At 57.8% G+C, this 22,060-nt stretch carries 22 protein-coding genes and 1 pseudogene; 9 read left to right on the top strand and 14 right to left on the bottom strand.

Going from position 1 to position 22,060, the window contains the following annotated elements; translation table 11 throughout:
• Nucleotides 1–254: 254 nt before the first annotated feature.
• A complete protein-coding gene (locus AC6I8D_RS15295; RefSeq protein WP_031376460.1) occupies nt 255–572 on the bottom strand; it encodes a DUF883 family protein in 318 nt (105 codons plus the stop codon).
• 153 nt (nt 573–725) lie between these two features.
• Between AC6I8D_RS15295 and AC6I8D_RS15290 the strand changes: the two genes are divergently transcribed.
• The 4 genes from AC6I8D_RS15290 (at nt 726) to AC6I8D_RS15275 (ending at nt 4,049) form a co-directional block, all read left to right on the top strand.
• Nucleotides 726–1,061: a DUF2002 family protein gene (locus AC6I8D_RS15290; protein ID WP_031376461.1), complete on the top strand. Its 336-nt coding sequence runs from the start codon at nt 726–728 to the stop codon at nt 1,059–1,061.
• A gap of 136 nt (nt 1,062–1,197) precedes the next feature.
• A complete protein-coding gene (gene mmuP / locus AC6I8D_RS15285; RefSeq protein ID WP_312759107.1) occupies nt 1,198–2,607 on the top strand; it encodes an S-methylmethionine permease in 1,410 nt (469 codons plus the stop codon).
• Nucleotides 2,597–3,532 carry a homocysteine S-methyltransferase gene (gene mmuM / locus AC6I8D_RS15280; protein WP_497820692.1) on the top strand — a complete coding sequence of 312 codons (936 nt, stop codon included), beginning with the start codon at nt 2,597–2,599 and terminating at the stop codon, nt 3,530–3,532. The genes mmuP and mmuM overlap by 11 nt, the downstream gene beginning before the upstream one ends.
• 97 nt (nt 3,533–3,629) lie before the next feature.
• Entirely contained in the window at nt 3,630–4,049 is a 420-nt protein-coding gene (locus tag AC6I8D_RS15275; RefSeq protein WP_031376463.1) for a hypothetical protein, read from the top strand.
• Here the strand turns inward: AC6I8D_RS15275 and speG are convergent, their stop codons facing one another.
• Nucleotides 4,050–4,595, bottom strand: coding sequence for a spermidine N1-acetyltransferase (gene speG / locus AC6I8D_RS15270; protein WP_497820426.1), 546 nt, complete (start codon nt 4,593–4,595; stop codon nt 4,050–4,052). It lies immediately after the preceding gene.
• Between the two features lie 278 nt (nt 4,596–4,873).
• On the opposite strand from speG, the gene AC6I8D_RS15265 reads away from it, so the two are divergent.
• From AC6I8D_RS15265 to AC6I8D_RS15255, 3 genes are read left to right on the top strand one after another with little or no spacing between them, the layout of a single operon-like run.
• Nucleotides 4,874–5,770, top strand: a complete 897-nt coding sequence (locus AC6I8D_RS15265) for an ABC transporter substrate-binding protein (RefSeq protein WP_497820691.1) — start codon at nt 4,874–4,876, stop codon at nt 5,768–5,770.
• 13 nt (nt 5,771–5,783) lie between these two features.
• Complete coding sequence (locus AC6I8D_RS15260) at nt 5,784–6,638, top strand: ABC transporter permease (RefSeq protein WP_497820425.1); 855 nt, start codon at nt 5,784–5,786, stop codon at nt 6,636–6,638.
• Nucleotides 6,635–7,420, top strand: a complete 786-nt coding sequence (locus AC6I8D_RS15255; protein WP_497820424.1) for an ABC transporter ATP-binding protein — start codon at nt 6,635–6,637, stop codon at nt 7,418–7,420. The genes AC6I8D_RS15260 and AC6I8D_RS15255 overlap by 4 nt, the downstream gene beginning before the upstream one ends.
• A 35-nt stretch (nt 7,421–7,455) precedes the next feature.
• Here AC6I8D_RS15255 and AC6I8D_RS15250 read toward each other — a convergent pair whose 3' ends face one another.
• The 5 genes from AC6I8D_RS15250 to AC6I8D_RS15230 are packed head-to-tail and all read right to left on the bottom strand — an operon-like array spanning nt 7,456 to nt 12,420.
• Nucleotides 7,456–8,133, bottom strand: a complete 678-nt coding sequence (locus AC6I8D_RS15250; protein ID WP_312055187.1) for an ABC transporter ATP-binding protein — start codon at nt 8,131–8,133, stop codon at nt 7,456–7,458.
• The gene (locus AC6I8D_RS15245; protein ID WP_312759101.1) at nt 8,126–8,956 is read right to left on the bottom strand and encodes an ABC transporter ATP-binding protein; all 831 of its coding nucleotides are present in this window, start codon (nt 8,954–8,956) and stop codon (nt 8,126–8,128) included. The genes AC6I8D_RS15250 and AC6I8D_RS15245 overlap by 8 nt, the downstream gene beginning before the upstream one ends.
• Entirely contained in the window at nt 8,946–9,803 is an 858-nt protein-coding gene (locus AC6I8D_RS15240; protein WP_094119797.1) for an ABC transporter permease, read from the bottom strand. The genes AC6I8D_RS15245 and AC6I8D_RS15240 overlap by 11 nt, the downstream gene beginning before the upstream one ends.
• On the bottom strand, nt 9,800–10,852 hold the full coding sequence (locus AC6I8D_RS15235) for an ABC transporter permease (RefSeq protein WP_312055185.1): 1,053 nt from the start codon (nt 10,850–10,852) through the stop codon (nt 9,800–9,802). The genes AC6I8D_RS15240 and AC6I8D_RS15235 overlap by 4 nt, the downstream gene beginning before the upstream one ends.
• A complete protein-coding gene (locus AC6I8D_RS15230; protein WP_497820423.1) occupies nt 10,852–12,420 on the bottom strand; it encodes an ABC transporter substrate-binding protein in 1,569 nt (522 codons plus the stop codon). The genes AC6I8D_RS15235 and AC6I8D_RS15230 overlap by 1 nt, the downstream gene beginning before the upstream one ends.
• A 659-nt stretch (nt 12,421–13,079) precedes the next feature.
• Here AC6I8D_RS15230 and mgtA point away from each other — a divergent pair.
• Nucleotides 13,080–15,782 (top strand): annotated as a pseudogene (mgtA, locus tag AC6I8D_RS15225) (magnesium-translocating P-type ATPase).
• A 7-nt stretch (nt 15,783–15,789) separates the two neighbouring features.
• Nucleotides 15,790–15,879 carry a magnesium transporter protection protein MgtU gene (gene mgtU / locus AC6I8D_RS15220; RefSeq protein ID WP_312055182.1) on the top strand — a complete coding sequence of 30 codons (90 nt, stop codon included), beginning with the start codon at nt 15,790–15,792 and terminating at the stop codon, nt 15,877–15,879.
• 91 nt (nt 15,880–15,970) lie between these two features.
• On the opposite strand, the gene AC6I8D_RS15215 is transcribed toward mgtU, so the two are convergent.
• The 7 genes from AC6I8D_RS15215 to AC6I8D_RS15185 form a co-directional block, all read right to left on the bottom strand.
• Nucleotides 15,971–16,825, bottom strand: a complete 855-nt coding sequence (locus AC6I8D_RS15215) for a PA4780 family RIO1-like protein kinase (RefSeq protein WP_312055181.1) — start codon at nt 16,823–16,825, stop codon at nt 15,971–15,973.
• Nucleotides 16,826–17,175: 350 nt separating this feature from the next.
• The gene (locus AC6I8D_RS15210; protein ID WP_031378050.1) at nt 17,176–17,664 is read right to left on the bottom strand and encodes a cold-shock protein; all 489 of its coding nucleotides are present in this window, start codon (nt 17,662–17,664) and stop codon (nt 17,176–17,178) included.
• Between the two features lie 318 nt (nt 17,665–17,982).
• Nucleotides 17,983–18,228, bottom strand: a complete 246-nt coding sequence (locus AC6I8D_RS15205) for a YmjA family protein (RefSeq protein ID WP_497820422.1) — start codon at nt 18,226–18,228, stop codon at nt 17,983–17,985.
• A 226-nt stretch (nt 18,229–18,454) separates the two neighbouring features.
• Nucleotides 18,455–19,417, bottom strand: coding sequence for a ribokinase (locus AC6I8D_RS15200; RefSeq protein ID WP_312055205.1), 963 nt, complete (start codon nt 19,415–19,417; stop codon nt 18,455–18,457).
• Entirely contained in the window at nt 19,417–20,310 is an 894-nt protein-coding gene (gene alsK, locus AC6I8D_RS15195) for an allose kinase (RefSeq protein WP_497820421.1), read from the bottom strand. The genes AC6I8D_RS15200 and alsK overlap by 1 nt, the downstream gene beginning before the upstream one ends.
• Entirely contained in the window at nt 20,307–20,999 is a 693-nt protein-coding gene (alsE, locus tag AC6I8D_RS15190) for a D-allulose 6-phosphate 3-epimerase (RefSeq protein WP_031376606.1), read from the bottom strand. Before alsE ends, alsK begins: the two co-directional genes overlap by 4 nt.
• Nucleotides 20,999–22,048 carry an ABC transporter permease gene (locus AC6I8D_RS15185; protein WP_031376607.1) on the bottom strand — a complete coding sequence of 350 codons (1,050 nt, stop codon included), beginning with the start codon at nt 22,046–22,048 and terminating at the stop codon, nt 20,999–21,001. The genes alsE and AC6I8D_RS15185 overlap by 1 nt, the downstream gene beginning before the upstream one ends.
• Nucleotides 22,049–22,060: the final 12 nt, after the last annotated feature.

Raw genomic sequence — 22,060 nt, 5'->3', positions numbered from 1 at the left:
GGCGCCGCAGGTGGCGGGCTTCGTTCAACGGGACATCGGGCGTCGTGCTGATGAGATAAATACTAGATGTAGCGTTTTGCATGGTCAAGCCCACTAGATATAGGGTTTTGCGATTTGCATTTGCGTCAGTGCGGCAAAGCCAGTGGCAATGCGCCTTCAGGGGCAGGAAATTGATTTGTAAATTTTAACGCTCAAAAAACGGGCATAAAAAAGCCCCGCACGGGGCGAGGCTCGGATGATATGAGGCAGTGCGCTTAGCGGCGTGAAGCCAGCAGCACGCCGAATACCAGACCAATGGCGGCACCGACGCCGACACCGTGCCATGGTTTGTCATGCACATAAGTATCAACCTGCGCGCCAGCGTCACGGGCAACCTGAGCCACACGGTTGCTGCCGCCGTTCAGGCGTGCGCGCGTCTGCTTCAGCAACGCTTCTGCCTGGCTGCGTGCAGAATCGACTTCATCTTTAGCATCGCTGCCGTAAGATTTCAGCAGTGCTTCAAGTGAATCAGCGAGTTCGTTAACATCCTGATTGATATCAATGTCATCGTTTTTTACGGTTCGATTAAACATTTTTTGGCTCCCTTTGATTTAAAACGTAATACTTAGTGTAGACGACCTTGCGATAAACGAGACGCGAGAATGGGCTTTAGGGAAAATTCCGAATGCCCACTCTGTCATGCTGAGGTAAGGTTGCGAAGCTTTTGAAAGAGGAGAGGATCGAGCATGTATTTACGACCAGATGAGGTAGCGCGCGTACTGGAAAAAGCGGGTTTCGAAGTGGATGAGATCACCCCACGGGCTTATGGTTATCGCCGTGGTGACAACTATGTTTATGTGAATCGTGAAGCGCGTATGGGGCGCACGGCACTGGTGATTCATCCAACACTGAAAGAGAAGAGCCAGCCGTTCGCTGAACCGGCTTCTGAAATGAAGACCTGCGATCACTACACCCAATTCCCTCTCTACCTGGCGGGTGATTCTCAGGAACATTACGGCATCCCGCACGGATTCAGTTCCCGCATGGCGCTGGAACGCTATCTACAGAGCGTTTTCGGCTAACGCATCAGGCCCCGCCGCGACGGGGCACTGAACCCCTCTCCCCAATCCTACCCCCGGCAATTCATTGCAATTCACCGCTGTGACGCGTATAAAACCCTTCACTATAGATGTTTAGACGTCCATACGGATAAAAGTGATGAGTGAACAGCAAACCCCCGCGCAGGATCAATTCAAACGCACTATGAAAGTGCGCCATCTGGTGATGTTATCGCTGGGCGGTGTCATCGGCACCGGGCTATTTTTTAACACCGGCTACATCATCTCCACCACCGGCGCGGCCGGTACGCTGCTGGCCTACCTGATTGGTGCCTTAGTGGTGTGGCTGGTGATGGTCTGCCTCGGCGAACTTTCTGTGGCGATGCCGGAAACCGGCGCGTTTCACGTCTATGCGGCGCGCTATCTGAGTCCTGCCACCGGTTATACCGTGGCCTGGCTCTACTGGCTGACGTGGACCGTGGCGCTTGGCTCCAGCCTGACGGCGGCCGGCTTCTGTATGCAGTACTGGTTTCCTCAGGTGCCGGTCTGGATCTGGTGTCTGGTGTTCTGCTGTGCCATCTATCTGCTGAATGTGATCTCAACCCGCTTCTTCGCGGAAGGGGAGTTCTGGTTCTCGCTGATTAAAGTGATCACTATTATTGCCTTCATCCTGCTCGGCGGTGCCGCAATGTTCGGTTTCATCCCGATGAAAGATGGCACTCCCGCGCCCGGCTTAAGCAATCTCACCGCGCACGGCTGGCTGCCGAACGGCGTGTTGCCGATTCTGATGACCATGGTGGCGGTTAACTTCGCTTTTTCCGGCACCGAACTGATTGGTATCGCGGCGGGTGAAACCCAGCAGCCAGAGAAAGTGCTGCCGCTGGCGATCCGCACCACCGTGGCGCGGTTGATCATCTTTTTTATCGGTACGGTGTTGGTGCTGGCAGCGCTGATCCCGATGGATCAGGCCGGGATCGTTAAGAGTCCTTTTGTGCTGGTGTTTGAAAAGATCGGTGTGCCCTGGGCTGCGGATATCATCAACTTTGTCATCCTGACCGCCATTCTGTCAGCCGCCAACTCCGGTCTGTATGCATCGGGCCGCATGCTCTGGTCACTGGCGAATGAAAATACGCTGCCGCGTGCTTTTGCCCGGGTGAATAAACGTGGCGTGCCGCTGCTGGCGATCACCGTCAGCATGATTGGCGGATTGCTGGCACTGATCTCCAGCGTGATCGCGCCCGATACGGTGTTTGTGGCGCTGTCGGCGATCTCCGGCTTTGCGGTGGTCGCCGTCTGGCTCAGCATCTGCGCCTCACATTTTGTCTTCCGTCGCCGCCACCTGCAGCAGGGAAAATCGCTGGCGCAGCTGGGCTATCGCGCGCCGCTCTATCCGCTGACGCCGGTGCTCGGGTTTCTGCTCTGTCTGCTGGCCTGCATCGGACTGGCGTTCGACCCGACCCAGCGCATCGCCCTGTGGTGTGGCATTCCGTTTGTACTGTTCTGCTACGCCGCTTACCATCTGACCCACAAATCATCGCCGAAGCCTGAGGAGGCCAATGATGTCGCATAATCCTGTCGCGCAGGCCCTGTCTGAATCGCCGCTGCTGATCCTCGATGGCGCGCTGGCCACCGAACTGGAAGCGCGCGGCTGCCAGCTGGCCGATGCGCTGTGGTCAGCGAAAGTCCTGATGGAAAACCCGGAGCTAATCTACCAGGTTCACTACGACTATTTTGCCGCAGGCGCCCGCTGCGCGATTACCGCCAGCTATCAGGCGACGCCGCAGGGCTTTGCCTCTCGCGGGCTGGATCAGGCGCAGTCGCTGGCGTTAATTGCGCAGAGCGTCGAACTGGCGCGACGCGCGCGTCAAGATTATCTGGCTACCCAGCCGGACGCTAAAACTCTGCTGGTGGCGGGATCGGTTGGGCCATACGGTGCGTTTCTGGCGGATGGTTCGGAGTATCGTGGCGACTACGCGCTGCCGGAAGCGGAGATGATGGCGTTTCATCGCCCGCGCATCGCAGCGCTGCTGGCGGCCGGGGCCGACCTGCTGGCCTGTGAAACCCTGCCATCGTTTGCCGAAGCGCAGGCGCTGGCAACGTTGTTAACCGAATTCCCGGACAGCACTGCCTGGTTCTCATTTACGCTGCGCGACGCGGGCCACATCAGCGACGGCACGCCGTTATCCGAGGTGGTCGACTGGCTTAACACCCAGCCGCAGGTGGTGGCGCTGGGCGTCAACTGTGTGGCGCTGGAGAGCGTGACGCCGGCGCTGCAACAGCTGCAGCAGCTGACCGACAAGCCGCTGGTGGTCTATCCCAACTCCGGCGAACAGTATGACGCCAGCAGCAAAACCTGGCATTCGGCCCCGTCGGGCTGCACCCTGGAACACAAGCTGGATGAGTGGCAGCGGGCAGGCGCGAAGCTGATTGGCGGCTGCTGCCGTACCTCACCCAAAGACATCGCGGCTATTGCGCACGCTTGTCAACCGCAATAAGGCGGTTGAATCGGGCGATGATAGCCCGATTGAGGCACGTGAAAAGGCGGGAAGGGCGGTTTACACTGTGCTTCCTGACCTTTTTGCGGAACCCTTCATGAAACAGCGAATTCTGGCTCTGGCCGCCGCGCTGCTGCTAAGCGGCTGTGCCACCATTGTCGGCAATGAAACCCAATCGGTACGCATCGACTCCCTGCCGCAGGGCGCGCGTTTTACCGTGCAGGATGAGCGCGGTTTCGCGGTCGCACAGGGTTTCACGCCGCAGACCGTTGAGCTGGAGAAATCCACCGGTCGCTACTTCGGCAAAAAACACTATCTGCTGATGCTGGAAAGCCCGGGCTATGTGCCGGTGACCATGCCGATCGAAGCGCGCGCCAACCTGTGGTATCTGCTGGGCAATATTCCGCTGGGCGGCTTCCCCGGCTGGCTGCTGGTCGATCCGTTCTATGGCGGCATGTACGACCTGAAGCCCGAGCATCCGCGTCCGTTTATGAATCCGGTCGGCGCGCGCGGCTGATTACTGCGCGGTCGGTTTCACCATGCCGCCTGGCGTTTTGTGGCGCTCCAGATACTGATGCTGGAAAATGCACATGCGGATGGTGTTACGGTATTCCCCGTTGATAAAAAACTCATGCTTTAGCACGCCTTCAATCTCGAAGCCGAGCTTGGTATAGATGTGGATCGCTTTCTCATTCTCCTGATCGACAATCAGGTAGAGCTTATACAGGTTCAGCACCGAGAAGCCGTAATCCATTGCCAGCTTTGCCGCCTGGGTCGCCAGACCTTTGCCCTGATGCGCCGGATCGATAATGATCTGAAACTCGGCGCGGCGATGCACATGATTAATTTCCACCAGCTCGACCAGCCCCGCTTTCTGCTCGTCATGCTCCACCACAAAGCGCCGTTCCGTTTGATCGTGAATGTGCTTGTTGTAGAGATCGGAGAGTTCAACAAAAGCCTCATACGGCTCCTCGAACCAGTAACGCATCACGCTGGCGTTGTTATCCAGTTGATGAACAAAATGCAGATCTTCCCTTTCCAGTGGACGCAGTTTTACCGTCATGCTCTTTTCCTTTCGTTAGGCGATTGCCGCGAGTATAACGCACCAGCCTGCGGCCGCGCTGCGCTCAGTTGCACCTTAACGGTGCGCGACGGCCTCTGCTGGCGGGTCTGAAACCATTTTTCAGGCGCGTTTGGCGTTCTGGCACAGCCATTGCTTGGCTTGTATAGATAAGACTATACAACCTTGAGATGTTCACCTTGTGACGGGAGTGAAAGATGAATCAGCAAATCAGGCGGGCGGTCAGTGCAGTGGCGTTATCGGTAGCGATCGGCAGCACGATGATGGCGCAGGCGGAAGAAACCCCGGTCGCCATCGGCATTTCGGGCTGGACCGGGTTTGCACCGCTGACGCTGGCGGACAAAGCGGGCATCTTTAAAAAGCATGGTCTGGCGGCGGAGGTCAAAATGATCCCGCAAAGCAGCCGTCACCTGGCCGTGGCATCCGGCACCATTCAGTGTGCCGCCACCACGGTGGAAACCTACATCTCGTGGAACGCGGCCGGTGTGCCGATCAAGCAGATTGTCCAGCTCGACAAATCCTACGGTGCTGATGGTCTGGCGGTGCGCGGCGGAATCAACAGCATCAGCGATCTCCGGGGCAAAGTGGTGGGCGTTGACGCACCCGGCACCTCACCTTATTTCGCGCTGGCGTGGATACTCGATAAAAATGGCATGACGATGAAAGATGTCCGGCTGGCCACCCTGTCGCCGCAGGCCGCCGCACAGGCATTTACCGCCGGGCGAAACGACGCCGCCATGAGCTATGAACCCTATCTCTCCACCATCCGCAAACAGCCAGCGGCCGGGAAAATTATCGCCACCACTCTCGACTATCCGATGGTGATGGACACGTTGGGCTGCACGCCGGCCTTCCTGAAAGCCCATCCGCAGGCGGCAAAAGCGCTGGTTGAGAGCTACTTCGATGCGCTGGAGATGATCAAGCAGCAGCCGGAAAAATCGTACCAAATTATGGGCGCGGCGGTGAAATCGAGCGGCAAAGCGTTCGCCGAATCTGCGAGTTATCTGCGCTGGCAGGGACGTGAAGAGAACCGGGCATTCTTCAACGGCGGCATTCAGAGCTTCAGTGATGAAGCGGGCAAACTGCTGCTGCGCGCCGGCGTAATTAAAACCATGCCGGATATCAACAGCCTCTACGATGCCAGCTTTGTCCAGTAACCGGAGATCGCCGATGGAGATCAGTAAACCTCAGCCAGCCACGCCGCCGGACACGCTGCCGGACGCACCGAAGCGCTGGCACAATCCCTTAATGGTGCCGCTAAAACCGGTCGCTGTGCGGCTGCGTATCGGCCTCGGCATCGGTTTTTTTGTGCTGTTTGTCGCGGTCTGGGCGCTGGTGACGCTGGGCGGCATGGTGTCGCCCACCTTTCTCGCCGATCCGATCACCATGTTGCAACAGGGCGTGACGCTGTTCACCGAGTACAATTTTGCGCTGGATATCGGCATGACGGTGATGCGGGTGCTGTCGGGGTTTGTACTGGCGGCGGTAATCGCGGTGCCGCTTGGCATCATGATGGGCGCATTCAAAACCTGGGAAGCGTTTCTTGAGCCTTTCGTTTCGTTTTGTCGTTATCTGCCGGCGTCCGCCTTTGTGCCGCTGCTGATCCTCTGGGCAGGCATTGGCGAGATGCAGAAAATCCTGGTGATCTTTATCGGATCATTTTTCCAGATCGTCCTGATGGTGGCGGTAACGGTCAGCAGTGCCCGGCGCGATCTGGTGGAAGCCGCCTATACGCTGGGCTGCAGCAACCGATCGATAGTGCGGCGGGTGTTGATCCCCGGCGCGGCACCCGGCATTGCGGAACTGTTGCGTCTGGTACTGGGCTGGGCCTGGACCTATGTGATCGTCGCGGAGTTGATCGGATCGGAAAGCGGCATCGGCCATATGATCGTCGACAGTCAGGCGCTGCTGAATACCGGACAGATCATCTTTGGCATTATCGTCATCGGCCTGATTGGGCTGCTGTCCGATTACCTGTTTAAGCGGGTCAATCGTCGGCTGTTTGCATGGAGTTACCCGGCATGAAACAGAGCAAACTTAACGTACGTGGCGTCGAACGCTGGTTTCCCGGGCCGCAGGGTGAGCAAACCCAGGCGCTGCAACCGATCTCCTGGCGGGTGGAGGAGAACGACTTCGTCACCATTCTGGGGCCGTCCGGCTGCGGCAAATCGACCCTGCTGCGGATTATCGCCGGACTGGACAGCCCGACGCGCGGTGAGATCTGGCTGGATGGCGCGCCGGTCGACGGGCCCGGCGCAGATCGTGGCATGGTCTTCCAGAGCTACACCCTGTTTCCGTGGCTGACGGTGGAAGAGAACGTCTGCTTCGGCCTGCGGGAACGCGGCATCAGTACCGCACAGCAGCGGCAGCGCTGTGACTACTATCTGCATCAGGTGGGGCTGCACGGCTTCGCCCGTCACTATCCGCGCCAGCTCTCCGGCGGTATGCAGCAGCGCACCGCCATCGCCCGGGCGTTAGCCAACGATCCGAAAGTGCTGCTGATGGATGAGCCGTTTGGCGCGCTGGATAACCAGACGCGGGTGATGATGCAGGAGCTGTTACTGTCGGTCTGGCAGCAGTCACGCAAAACGGTGCTGTTCGTGACTCACGATATTGATGAGGCGATTTTCATGGCCAACAAAGTGGCGATCTTCAGTGCGCGGCCGGGGCGGATTAAACAGGAGGTGGCGGTTAACTTCGGCATTGAGCGTGATTACACCCTGAAAACCTCGCCGGCCTTTATGGCGCTCAAGGCGGAGATTACCGAGTCGATCCGCAGTGAAACGCGGCAGGCGCTGGAGCACTAAGTGCCGGACGGCAGGTGAGCACCGTCCGGCCGCTTTCAGGCACCGATCTGTTCGATGATCCGACCCTGCGCCATCCGTACCGCCCGATCGCACATGTGATCGATAACGTCAGGATCGTGGCTGACCAGCACCATGGTTAAGCCATCCTGACGCTTCAGATCGTTGAGCAGATTGAGGATCTCCGCCTGTACCGACATATCCAGCGCCGAGGTGGGTTCATCCAGCAACAGGATCTTCGGCTGCAACAGCAGGGCTCGCACAATCGCCACGCGCTGGCGCTGACCGCCGGAAAGCTGGTGCGGATAGCGATCGGCCAGCGCCGGATCGAGCCCGACGTGGCGAAAGCCCTGGTCGATGCGATCGTTGATGTTGTCACGTTTAATCAGCTTCAGCGGCTCGGCCAGCGTCCGGCGCAGCCGGTGACGGGGATGCAGTGAGGCATAAGGGTCCTGAAACACCATCTGCACTTCCTGACGCAGCGCGCCGGTAAAGGCTTTGCCCGGCTCCACCTGATGACCGGCTAATTGCATCCGGCCCTGCCAGTGGGGATTCAGACCGGCCAGCACCCACAGCAGCGACGACTTCCCGCAGCCAGAGGGCCCCACCAGACCAAAACATTCCCCGGCATTAACCTCAAGGTTGACCTCGTGAACCACGGTGCGCAGCTCGTAACCCTGCTTGTGGGCGACGCTGAGATCCTGCAACTTAATCATGGTGTGCCTCCAGCGCCGCACGATCCAGCACCGGCAGCTGCTGGCCGTGGGTCGCTTTACCCGGACGGCAGGCCCACAGCGTGCGGGTATAAGGATGGGTCGCCCGCGGCAGTTCGGCGGCGGGCAGGGTATCGAGCAGACGGCCTTTGTACATCACCATCACCCGCTCACAGTGTTCCGACACCTGCTGCAAATCGTGACTGATCAGCAGCAGCCCCATATTACGCGCTTCGACCAGACCGCGAATCAGCGCCAGCACCTGATCGCGCATTGCATGATCGAGTGCTGAGGTCGGTTCATCGGCGATCAGGAAATCAGGATCGGTAATCAGGGCGATCGCCAGCATCACGCGCTGGCCCATGCCGCCAGAGAGCTGATGAGGATAGTGCTGCATCAGGCGACGTGGATCGGGCAGGCCGACCGCGTCCAGCATCTCGCAGACCTTCTCTTTGCGCTCGGCGCGGCTCAGGCGACGGTGCAGAATCAGCGGCTCTTCAACCTGCCAGCCAATGGTACGCGTCGGGTTAAGCGCATATTTCGGGTCCTGCATCACCATCGCCACCCGGTTACCGCGCAGCTGGCTCCAGCGGCGCTCCGTCAGCGTCAGCGCATCCTCGCCCGCCACCTGCAGCTGCGTAGCCTGTAGATGCAGAGCGGGGGACAGCAGCCCCATCAGGCTGCGGGCGGTCAATGATTTTCCTGAGCCGGATTCACCCACCAGCGCCACGCGCTCGCGGCCAATGGAGAAACCAATATTGTCGACCAGCAGCGCATCATCGCTACGGATGGTCAGCCCTTGGGCGTGCAGCAGATTATCTGGCATGACGGGTATCCAGTCGGTCGCGCAGGCCATCGCCTGTCAGGTTAAAGGCCAGGCTGGCAAACAGAATGGCAGCGCCCGGAGCAGCGGCGACCCACCATTGATCGAAAATGACTTTACTGCCTTCGGCCACCATCGATCCCCATTCGGCGGTTGGCGGTTGTACGCCCATGCCGAGGAAACCGAGACCGGCAGCGGCCAGAATGATGCCGCCGAGGCTCAGTGCCGCACGCACTACTGCGGTCGGCAGACAGAGCGGCAGGATATGGCCGAACATCAGACGAAAGCCGGTGATACCCTGCATCCGCGCGGCGGCAAGGTAATCGCTACGGCGCAGCGCCAGCGTTTCGGCACGCGCCTGGCGGGCAAACGGCGGCCAGCTGGTCAGCGCCAGCGCCAGTGCGCCGTTCATCAGGCCAGGACCGAGAATCGCCACCAGCGCCAGCGCAATCACCAGATTGGGCAGCGACAGGAAGATATCGGTAATCCGCATCAGCAGGCGCTCAGTCCAGCCGCCGACGTAACCGGCGGTAATGCCGATCAGCAGGCCGGCCGGAATGGTCAGCACCAGAATCAGCGACACCAGCAGCAGGGTCGGACGCGCGCCGTAAATCACCCGCGACAGCAGATCGCGACCAAAGCCGTCGGTGCCGAACCAGTGCTGCGCCGACGGCGCCAGCAGCCGGCTCGACATGGTTTGCAGATTAGGATCGAACGGCGCAATCAGCGGTGCCAGCAGCGCCATCAGGATCAGGATGGCGACCAGCGTCAGCCCAACGGTTAACGAGGTAACGCGTTGACGGCGACGGCGTGGCCGCAGCGTTTCGAGTTCAGAAAGTTGTTGCGTCATCGGGTTCTCGGGTCGGTTAACCAGGTTAAAACATCCGCCAGGGTGTTGATCAGGATAAAGCAGCTGCCGATCAACAGGGTGGAGCCGAGAATCGCCGGCACATCGCCGGAGAACAGGGCATTGGTCATATAGCGGCCGACACCCGGCCAGGCGAAGACGGTTTCTGTCAGCACCGAGCCTTCCAGCAGCGTGGCGTAGGAGAGGGCGATCACCGTCACCAGCGTGCCCAGCACGTTCGGGAAAATGTGGCGCAGCAGGATGCGGACCCGACCGGCGCCTTTGGCCCGTGCCAGTACCACATACTCTTTGCTGCTCTCTTCCAGCAGCGCGGCCCGCAGCAGACGGGTAATTCCGGCCATTGCCAGCAGCCCGAGGATCACCACCGGCAGCCAGAGGTGAGCGATAGCGTTGCGGAACATCTCCGGTTCACCCGACAGCCAGCTGTCGATCAGCACGAAGCCGGTTTTCGGCTCAAGGGTGTAGACCCAGATATCGTCCAGTCGTCCCGGTCCGGCAGACCAGTGCAGCACTGCATAAAACAGCAGCAGACCCAGCAGGCCGAGCCAGAACACCGGCACCGAATAGCCGAGCAGGGAGATGAAGCGGGCCAGATTATCGATCCAGCTGCCCGGTTTCCACGCCGCCAGCAGCGCCAGCGTGACGCCAAATACCACGGCGAAAATCATCGCGCAGGTTGCCAGCTCAATGGTGGCGGGGAAGGTGGTCATCAGATCGCTGCTGACTGACTGATTGGTCAGCCGCGACACGCCAAGATCGCCCTGCGCCAGATGCGCAATATAGCGCCAGAACTGCACCAGCACCGGCTGATCCAGTCCGAGATCGTGGCGCACCTGGGCATAAGTCGCTTCACTGGCGTGATCGCCGGCGATCTGCTGCACCGGATCAATCGGCGACAGATGCGACAGCATAAAGGTGAAGGCGAGCAGGCCAAGCAGGGTGACCAGCAGCGACAGGATGCTGCCGATCAGCCGCCCGCCACGCTGCCAAAAAAGCCGGGCGAACCCGGCTGTAGCAACAGACTGTGCCATTACTTGGTGACCTGCGAGTAGTACACCATGTCAGGGTTGATGCCCTGGACATAGCCTTTCAGGTTGTCACGCAGGGCGATCAGGTTCTTCGCCTGCATACCAATCACGTAAGGGGAGTTTTTCATGACTTCGCGCTGCATCGCTTCATACAGGGCGACACGTTTTTTCGGATCGCTTTCCGCCGTCGCCGCCACCACCTGCTTGTTCAGCTCCGGAATGCGCCAGTCGGAACGGAAGGCGATGGTTTTGCTGCCATCTTCCGGGTTATAGGCAAACGAGGCGGCGTTGGTGTTGGGATCAAAATAGTCCGAACCCCAGGCGTTCAGCGTGGCTTCATACTTATGCGCTTTGACGTTGGTTGAGACTTCGGAGCTCAGGCCCGGAACCACCTCGACCTTCACGCCACCTTTGGCAAAGCTGCCCTGCAGCGCCTGCGCGATGTCGAGATAAGGCGGCTGATTGCTGGTGGAGAGCTTAAAGCTGACGTTGGTCAGGCCGGCTTTTTTCAGAATCGCTTTGGCTTTCTCAGGATCGTAGCTGTAAGGCGTGTCGTTGATCGCACCGAGGAAGCCTTTCGGCAGGAAGCTCTGGTGCACGTCGAACTGGCCTTTCAGCAGCTCATTGGCGATGCCTTTGTAATCCCACAGGTAACGCGCCGCTTCCCAGAACGCCGGGTTCTTCATCGTCTCGTTGGCACCGATGTTGAACTGGATGTAGTAGAGCGAGGCCATCGGAATCGCTTCGGTCTTCACGCCTGGTTTGCCGTTCAGCGCCGCGATCTGATCGGCTCCGAGGTTGCGGGCGATATCGGCATCACCCTGTTCCAGCAGCAGACGACGCGCGGCCGGTTCTGGCACGTTCTTGATCAGGATGTTCTTCATTTTTGGCGCACCGGCCGGCGAGGTTGGGTTGGCGCTCAGCAGCACCACCTGATGCATCACCACTTTACGGATCTGATACGGGCCGCTGCCGGCTGAATGGGTTGCCAGCCAGCCGTTACCGAAATCGCCATTTTTCTGATTCGCCATCGCGGTTTTCTCGTCGACGATCGACGAAACCGGGGCTGAAAGCAGGCTCAGTACGTAGGTCGGGCTGACGTCGGCGGTCCAGCTGATCTGCACGTGATTGTCATCGACCTTCTTCAGAAAGCCATCAACGTTATCTTTGTTCCAGCCGAGCTGCGTCAGGATGAAAGAGGGATCGAGGTTCAGTTTCACCACCCGGCCCAGCGAGAAGATCACATCTTCCGGACGCAGTGGGTTGCCGCTGGAGAATTTAGCGTCTTTACGCAGTTCAAAGGTCAGGCTGCGGTTGTCGCTGCCGGGCTGCCATGAGGTGGCCAGCGTCGGTTTCAGGTCGACCGGATTCTGCGGGTCAGACTGGACCAGGCGTTGATAAATATTGGTAAAGGCCTGCACGCTGGTGAGTTCAAACCCTTTGGCCGGATCGAAGCTATCGGCATCGTCGGTAGACTGCGCAATCACCAGTGTATCTTTGGGCGTCGCAGCCTGAGCAGAGAAGGCGGCAGCCAGCGTCAGCGCCAGCAGTGATGGAATTATAGTTTTCATGAAATTTCCTTGCCTTAAAAAAGTTACGCGAGTTTACGAAAGGGCTGGTGCGAAGAATAGTCGAATATGGGCTAATCATATGCCAAAAAGGTATAAGGCAAAGGTTGTGGTTATAAGAAGGTAACGTATTTGTTGCGTTATTTCCGGCGGTGCAGAAACGGAACATCAACGAAACGGTAATTGCGATTATTTACGCTTTTACCACGACCCTGCGCTGATTATAATAGCGACAAATTATTTCAGGAGAATTCAGTTGGACAGTCACCCTCGATTTATCTTTATTCTGGCAAGCTGAATTCTTTTCGCTGCTTGCCAACCGGCGGGCAGCAATCCCCTCTGTTAGTGACGGTTGCGCTCCTTATTTATTATCCTGTTAGCTGAATGAGTGCGCGTTATGCTGCTGTTTATCTTAGCCCTTTTCCCTCCACCCCGACTGGCGTAGCCCAGGCTGCGCCCGATCTCTGCTTTCTGACACCTATTACGCTGCGCTAATTTCGCGTCGCGCGAAATTCTGCACGCCCTTATTTCTGAATACAGGAGGGATATATGGACGATCCCCGAAGGTCACCTAATTAAATAACCCGGCAACGCCAGGTCTTCTCCGCATACCTTATTGAGTGTGCAGGATAACTATTGCTTTAAATCAGGGAGATGTCGAAATGAGCGACATGAAACTGGAACAGGTTGTGATCAAATCTGACGATCAGCGCACAACCAGGAAAAACAAAAAACTTTTTGCTATCGCCGGTGAAGCGGTCCAGCCAGTCGAGGTTACGCTGGCCAACCTGCGCAGCGACCGTGACGGACTGACTCACGCAGAAGCCGCAGCCCGTCTGACACAGTTCGGCCCGAATGAGGTGGCGCATGAAAAAGCCCCTCCGGCGCTGATTCAGCTGCTGATGGCCTTCAACAATCCGTTTATCTACGTATTACTGGTGCTGGCGCTGGTTAGCCTGTTTACCGACTATCTGCTGCCGCTGCGCGCCGGTGAGGAAACCGATCTTTCGGGGGTGATCATCATTTCCACCATGGTGCTGCTGAGCGGACTGCTGCGCTTCTGGCAGGAGTTTCGCACCAATCGTGCGGCGCAGGCGCTGAAGTCACTGGTGCGCAGCCAGGTCACAGTGCTGCGGCGTGATAGCGCCAGTGAAACTGCACAGCGTCACGACATTGATATGCGCGAACTGGTGCCGGGCGATGTCATTCTGCTGAGCACCGGCGATCAGGTGCCTGCCGATGTCCGGCTGCTGAGTTCTCGTAACCTGTTTATCAGCGAAGCGGTGCTGACCGGGGAATCCCTGCCGGTGGAGAAACAGAGCGGCAATATCACCGTCGATCCGCACGGTAAATCTGCCTAGGAGCTGCTGGCGCTCAATAACATCTGCCTGATGGGCACCAGCGTCGCCAGCGGCACGGCGAGCGCAGTGGTAGTGGCGACGGGCGGCGACAGCTGGTTTGGATCGCTGGCCGCCTCGCTGGTGGGCAGCCGGCCGCAGACCGCCTTTGATCGCGGGGTTAACAGCGTCAGCCGGCTGCTGATTCGTTTTATGCTGGTGATGGTGCCGGTGGTGCTGCTGCTTAACGGCTTCAGTAAAGGCGACTGGATGGATGCCACGCTGTTTGCACTGGCGGTGGCGGTCGGCTTAACCCCGGAAATGCTGCCGATGATTGTCAGCGCCAACCTGGCCAAAGGCGCGATTGCGATGGCGCGACGCAAAGTGATCGTTAAACGGCTGAACGCCATTCAGAACCTCGGCGCGATGGATGTGCTGTGCACCGACAAAACCGGCACACTGACCCAGGACACCATCCTGCTGGCGCATCACCTCAACCCGATGGGAGAGGAAGATGGGCAGGTGCTGTTGCTGGGCTGGTTAAACAGCGGCAGCCAGAGCGGCGCGAAAAACCTGATGGATCGGGCGGTGCTGATGGCGGGCGACAAAGTGATCTCGCAGACCCGGCGCAGCCAGTTTCATCTGATTGATGAGCTGCCGTTCGACTTCACCCGCCGCCGGGTCTCGGTGCTGGTTGAAGATCTGGCGCGCCATCGCTCGCTGCTGATTTGCAAAGGCGCGGTGAAGGAGATGCTGGCGGTGAGCAGCGCGATTCGTCAGGGTGAGACGGTGGTTGCGCTGGATGAGCGGCAGCGGGCGGAACTGCTGGCGCTGACCGAACGCTACCATCAGCAGGGCTATCGGGTATTGCTGGTGGCGACGCGCGAAGGTGATTTGCACGCGCCGCTCAGCAGCAGTGACGAGCATGAGCTGACGCTGGAAGGGCTGCTGACCTTCCGCGATCCACCAAAAGCCAGTGCCGGCAAGGCGATTCAGGCACTGCGCGACAGCGGGGTAGCGGTTAAAGTGCTGACCGGCGATAACCCGCTGGTGACCCGGCGCGTCTGTCAGGATGTCGGGCTGAGCGATCCGGCGATGCTGACCGGCGACCAGATTGAGGCGATGGATGATGCGCAGCTGGCGCAGGAAGCGGAGCGTTGTACCCTGTTTGCTCAGCTGACGCCGCAGCAGAAATCACGCGTGGTGCGCCTGCTGCAACACAATGGCCATACTGTGGGTTTCCTTGGCGATGGTATCAACGATGCGCCGGCGCTGCGGGCGGCCGACACCGGAATTTCTGTTGATAGCGCGGCGGATGTGGCGAAAGCCTCGTCCGATATTATTCTGCTGGAGAAAGATCTGCAGGTGCTGGGTGAGGGCGTGCTGAAAGGACGGGAGACCTTTGGCAATATCATCAAGTATCTCAACATGACCGCCAGCTCAAACTTTGGCAACGTGTTCTCGCTGCTGATCGCCAGCGCCTTTATTCCGTTTCTGCCGATGCTGTCGATTCATCTGCTGATTCAGAACCTGATGTATGACGTCTCCCAGCTGGCACTGCCGTGGGACAAAGTAGACCGGGATTTTCTGCGTAAGCCACGCAAATGGGATGCCGGCAACATTAAACGCTTTATGTTATGGATGGGGCCAACCTCGTCGATTTTTGACGTCACCACCTTTGCGCTGATGTGGTTCATCTTCAGTGCCAACCACGCTGAGGTGCAGTCGCTGTTCCAGTCAGGCTGGTTTATTGAAGGTCTGCTGTCGCAGACGCTGGTGGTGCACATGCTGCGGACCCAGAAGATTCCGTTCATCCAGAGTCGCGCCACCTTACCGGTGATGCTGACCACCCTGACGGTAATGGTGCTGGGCATTCTGATTCCGTTCTCGCCGCTGGGCGCGATGGTCGGACTGGTGCCGCTGCCATGGCAGTACTTCCCGTGGCTGCTGCTGACGCTGTTCAGCTACTGCCTGGTGGCGCAGGGGATGAAGCGTTGGTATATCCGCCGTTTCGGCCAGTGGTTCTGAGGAGGCGATGATGAAAAATGGCCGGATCGATAAGGTGTTCGTCGGCGTAATGACCCTCGGTGTTGTGCTGATCATGCTGACGGTAATTCTGCGCTAAACAGCAGCCGCGGGAAGACTCGCGGCCTGCAGCAATCAAAAAGGCGGCTCAGAAGGCCGCCTTTACTGTTGATTCACGCCGCTTTCAGCGTTTACTGCTCGTCGCGTTCCCGGCTGGCGCGCTGGCGTTCGTAGTATTCATCTTCTGCGGTAATGATCTCATCCAGCAGCGAATCCATATCTACGTTGTGCTCTTCTTCAACGAACAGACCGGTGAGCGGCGTTTCAGGGGTTAATTTGCCGTCTTCATACAGCAGCCAGATCTCTTTGGCATAGCGCGTCTGCAACAGCTGTGGGGCGAACTGACCGTAGTAGGCGGTGATATTGTTAACGTCACGCCCGAACATCGATTCGGCATGGTTGTTCGCCGCGGCATCGACCGCCTGTGGCAGATCGATAATCACTGGACCGTCGGCATCAAGCAGCACGTTAAATTCTGACAAATCGCCGTGCACGATACCGGCACAGAGCATGCGCACGATATTGCGGATCATGGTGTTGAAGTCCGCGATCGCCTGTTCTTCGGAGAGCGTGACATCACTCAGGCGTGGCGCAACTGCGCCGTCCGCATCGGTCACCAGCTCCATCAGTAACACACCGTCAATGCACAGATAAGGCTGCGGCACGCGGACACCGGCGTTGGCGAGGCGGAACAGCGCATCCACTTCTGCCGTCTGCCACGACTCTTCCTGCTGCTTGCGGCCGAATTTAGTACCTTTCTGCATCGCACGCGCGTTACGGGTGTTACGGGTTTTACGTCCTTCCTGATACTGCACTGCCTGCTTGAAGCTACGCTGGGTTGCCTCTTTATAGACTTTGGCGCACTGGATCTTGTCACCGCATAACACAGTGTAGACGTCAGCTTCCTTGCCACTTTTCAGTCGCTGGAGTACGTCGTCAATCAGGCCATCATCGACCAGAGGTTGGATTCTGTTTGGGATTTTCATGCGGCTTTATACCTTATTTCAGCCCCTTTTCGTATCAATAACACCAACGGCGATAATAGAAAAAAATTGGCAACGTCTGAAGGAAGTGACTAATTCTACCCTGGAAAAAGGTTTTAGGAAGGTGATCCTTTATTGACCGGCCAGCATTAGGCGAGTTTAAGCGGAGTCAGGCAATTTGACGGGCTGATTGATGACAATCGGTAAAACGCTTTACCGTCGGCGGGCAATCCTGACGCTATCGCTTTTTAATCAGAATCAGGATTAGCGGAACGAGCAACAGAGTACCCTGAAGAAAAGGCTATGACGAAATCCTGCGGCTGAATGGCAGGATTTCGACCAGCGTCACCGGGTTACTTCAGACCTTTGAGCAGTTTCACCGTGCTTTCGATGTCGATCTCATCTTCGGTGAAGATTAAGGTCGAACCCTGGAAGGTGGTGATTGCCAGCTTCTTCAGCGAACGCATTTCACCGGGCTTCACGTCTGATTTCGGTCGGATGTTGCTTAACAGCACGCCCACCGACAGCACCGGATTCTCTTTATCGATGCGGGTGTCGACCGGCACTTCTTCGCTGTAGACCAGGTAAGATTTGATCGCGGTGATCTTGATGCGTTCACCGGCGATAAAGATGTATTTGCTTTCCGGCACCACTTTCACCGCATAGGCCGACAGACCTTTGTTGTTGGTGGTGGGTTCAAAGGTGACGGCAGCGTCTTTCTTGATCAGATCAGGGTTGGCGACCTTAATCACATGAAAATAGCGGTTCTCACCGTTTTCATCTTTGATAAAACCAAAACCCTTATCTTTGAACCAGGTTGTGATTGTTCCGTTCATCGCCATTACCGCCTGTTTAATCGTTTATCTACTCAGTTTTTTACAGCGCGCAGTGTAAAGCACAATGCCTGCGCAGACTATATAAGTGTGGATGATAAATTTTGGTCTGTAAGAGAGCAAGCCGGTGAAGCGCTAAACGGTGCCGGGATAATCGCGGGTCAGGCGTTGTGAAAAAAGTTCACCACGCAGTTGCAAAGAGAAGGGACGTTGGCCTGGTCTGGACAGTACGCGGATAAGCGCTGCAGATGATGATGCCGGTCGCATGATCCGGGCAGGTGAGGTCACCATCGTAACCTGCCGCCTGCCCGGCGCGTTCGGGTAAGGTTACTCGTTACCCCATTGGTTCAGGAAGGTCGCAATCTCATCGATACGCTCTGCATCGATGCCCGCTTCAGTGGCCATCTGCTGCTGCGATTCTTCACTGATCTCTTCATTGTTCATCAGACGGGTGATCAGTAACTGGAAATAGTGCGCCAGCGGTGTGCGTTCTGCGTCGCTCACCGGCTTAGCGGATTCGGTCGCATACTCATCTGCGACGTCATAGTACTTGAGGGGAATATCGTTATTCATAAAGAGTCCGCTAAGTTGAGGTTCCGTTCAGGTGCTGCCTGCGCTTGGTGGCGCAGATAGCCGGGGTATTATTTCGTGTTTGGGTTGGGGCTGTAAAGGGATAGCTATAGCGGGCATTGTTGAATTCATCAGTAACAAAAGCCCGGTAAGCGACCTTACTTAAAGTCATACGCGAATTAGTCTGGTTCCAGAATTGAAATTCTGTAGAGCAGAATAGCGCGATGAATTATGCGGATACGTTCTCAATCTGTTCCACTATACACTCCGGATGAGCCTGCAGTCGCGCTAAAGCCTCGGCATAAGAGGGCATCGAATCGGCGGCACCAGCGCGTTCAACGCAGAGTGAGGCAAATGCCGCAGCGAACCGCGCCGCCTGCGGCAGATCGTCGCCGGAAGCGAGCCTGGCGGCGAGCGCGCCATTGAACGCGTCGCCGGCGCCGGTGGTGTCGCGCGGCTGTGCCGGAAATAGCGGAATGCGCTGCTGTTGCGAGGGCGTTGATAGCAGGGCGCCGGCAATGCCTAGCGTAATGATTACCTGTCGCGCACCCTTACGATGCAACACCTCGGCGGCACGGCGCGCGCTGGCAAAATCCGTTACCGTTACGCCACTGAGTTGAGTCGCTTCGGTGCTGTTCGGCGTCAGCAGATCAATTTTTGCCAGCAGCGCATCGTTGATTTTCTGCCACGGTGCCGGATTGAGGATCACAAACGTGCCGCTGGCGCGGGCGCTATCAATCATGCGCTGAATAGCGTTGAGGTTATTCTCCAGTTGTACCAGCAGAATATCTGCTGCGGCTACCGTGGGCTGGCAGCGCGTAACCTCAGCGGCGGTCACGGTGGTATTGGCACCCGGATAGACTGAAATCATATTTTCGGCGTCGTCGCCTGCTACGTAAATCAGCGCGTTACCGGTGGGCTTCTCTTTACAGGTAAACAGCGTAATCGCGTCAAAGCCGGTTTTCTCCAGATGACGTCGCGCAAAGAGGCCAAAATCGTCATTGCCCACTTTACCGATGTAGTGCACCCGCGCACCGGCACGCAGTGCCGCCGTGGCCTGATTTGCACCTTTACCTCCCGCACCCATCATACTGTGGTGCGCCGTCAGCGACTCTCCCGGCAGCGGAAAGCGACGCATGACTGCAACAATATCGAGATTAAAGGAACCGAAAACACACACTTTTCCTTTCATCATAGGCTCCTGAACCGGCGTTCAGCGGCGAGACAGGCACCGCGACAGCCCGTATAGTCGGTTGAGTGGCTGAATATAATCTTCAGATTTTCGCGCGTGACCGGTGGCCGCAAATGCTGTTGAATCTGGTTGCGCAGCAGCGCCAGCGGAAAATCAGCCATCGCCAGCACGCCGCCGCCGAGGATCAGATACTCCGGATCGAGAATATTCATCTCGGTGGCGATCAGCTGAGCCAGCCGCCGCACAAACGCCTGCAAATCCGGTTGTTCGCCATGGCGGGTAAACAGCGCTGAGATGGGCGTGTCGGCGGCGTTCAGTGCCGCCCAGTGGCTCAGCCAGTGACCCGACGTCAGCGTTTCCGCACAGCCGTGGTTGCCGCACGGGCAGGGGAGATCGTTCCCCGCTACCGGCACATGCCCCAGTTCGCCCGCGCCGCCGTGCTCGCCGTGATAAAAGCGGCCATTCAGCCACAGACTGTTGCCCATCCCGGTGCCGGGGTAGAGGCCCACTGCGTTATCCGGCAGCTGCTCCAGCTGCAGCAGATCCCACAACATAAGATGGTTAACATCTTTGTCCATCGCCACTGGCATACTGAGTTGAGCTGCCAGGCGTGCCGCCACTGGCTGATGATCCAGCGCCTGAATAAAGGGCAGCGAGAGCACCTGCTTTCTGTCGCGGCTGAGGATACCCGGCAGACCCAGCATAATGCCGCTGACCGGCTGCTGCTCCAGCGTCTCATCAATGAGCTGGCCAAGCGCCAGCAGCGCGTCGGGCTGCTGCGCCCAGCTGGCGGTAGGCACCTTGCGAAAGCTGCTCCAGACGCCTCCCTCTTCCATCAGCTGCAGTCGGGTACCGGTGCCGCCAATATCGATACCAAGCCAGCGTGATCTCATGCGGACACCTGCGCCAGCCCCTGGGCCTCATCAATGCTGTCGCGCATCATCTCCCACGCGGTGGCTAAATCGTCATGGATGTTAAACAGGCCGGAGGTGCCGACAATCAGCACTTCGGCGCCTGCGCCGATCAGCGGGTTATAGGTGCGGGTATTGCAGGAGCCGTCAATCTCAATCAGATAGTGATAGCTGTGCTGTTGCTTCAGCGCTTTCAGCTCGCGTACCTTTTCAACCATCTCCGGAATAAAGGGCTGGCCGGCGTAGCCAGGATCCACCGTCATCACGGTGATCTTATCGAGCAGATGAATATAATGCTGAATGTAGGAAACCGGCGTGGCAGGATTCAGCACCACGCCCACTTTTTTCCCGAAGCTACGGATCAGGTTAATGACGCGAAATGCATCTCGGTTAATGGTCTCAGCGTGCGGACAGATAAAGTCAGCCCCTGCTTTTGCGACCGCCTCGATAAAATCAGTCGGCTCTTCCACCATCAAATGCACGTCGATCGCCACACGGGTATAAGGACGGATCTGCTCAATAAAGAAGGGGGAGAGCGTAATGTTTTTTACGTAGTGACCATCCATGATATCCACGTGAAGAAAGTCAGCGCGCGAGTCGAGAACCTGCAGCTGGTGCTTGATCTCCATCAGGTTCATACACATCAGTGACGGGGAGATTTGAGTACGCATCATACTTCCTTCTTTTCAGTCAGAGGATTAAGCACCGCGGCCAGCTTGCTGAGCTTTACTGCACGGTGTTCGTTGAATCGGGTTTTGAATTGTTTAAAAGCGAGTACCACAATCAGCACTGCCCCCCACATCGCCAGACTGACGTGCTGGCTGATGTTCATTAGATTGAAACCGGTGGAAAGCACCTGTAGCGCAATCAGTGCCAGCACCACGCCCGTGACGCGTCCGAAGCCGCCGTTGGGATCCGTGCCGCCAAGAATAATCGCCAGCACCGTCAGCAGCAGATAGGCGTCGCCGTAGCCCATGCGCGCGGAGTTAAAGCGCGCCATCATAATCAGGCCCGCCAGGACGCAGAGCAGGCTGGAGATCACGTAAACCAGCATCACCATGCGATGGGTATTGATGCCGCTGAACCAGGTAGCGTTGATGTTGCTGCCGCCCATGTAGATACATTTACCGGCGCGGGTTTTACCGAGAAACAGCGCCAGCAGCGCGGCGGCAATCAGGAACACCCAGAGCGGCAGCGGCATACCGAGCAACGTGTCCGCACCCAGTGCCTGCACCACCGGCGGCATACCGCTAATGGCGGCACCTTTGGTCAGCCAGATTCCGACGCCGTTTAGCGTCATCATCGTTGCCAGCGTTACCAGAATCGGGTGTGCGCCGATTCGCGTCACCATCAGACCCGTCACCACACCGATCGCGGCGGCGATCAGCATGGCACCAATGATGGCGATAAACAGCCAGAGCAGCTGCAACGCCATGCCGGCATTGGCGGGCAGCGCGCTCATCAGCGTCCAGGCGACAAACAGTGCCGTGAGGTTAGCGGTAGCGATAATGGCAAGGTTCAGGCCGCCGCTGAGAATGGCGATAAACATCGCCAGCGTGAGTAAACCCAGTTCCGGCAGCTGAAACGCCATACTCATAAAGGTTGAGTCGGTCAGGAAGCGACCCGGTAACATCAGCGTAAAGGTGGCAAGCGCCAGCGCGATAAGCAGCATCAGGCCGATGTTGGTGCCGTCTGGGCGCAGTGCAGTCAGTGATTTCATCATCAGTGCCCT

The organism is Pantoea sp. X-Soil-MYKO-1785, from assembly GCF_059730675.1.
The sequence above is the reverse complement of the archived record's forward strand: the minus strand, read 5'-3'. Positions and strand labels throughout refer to the sequence as shown.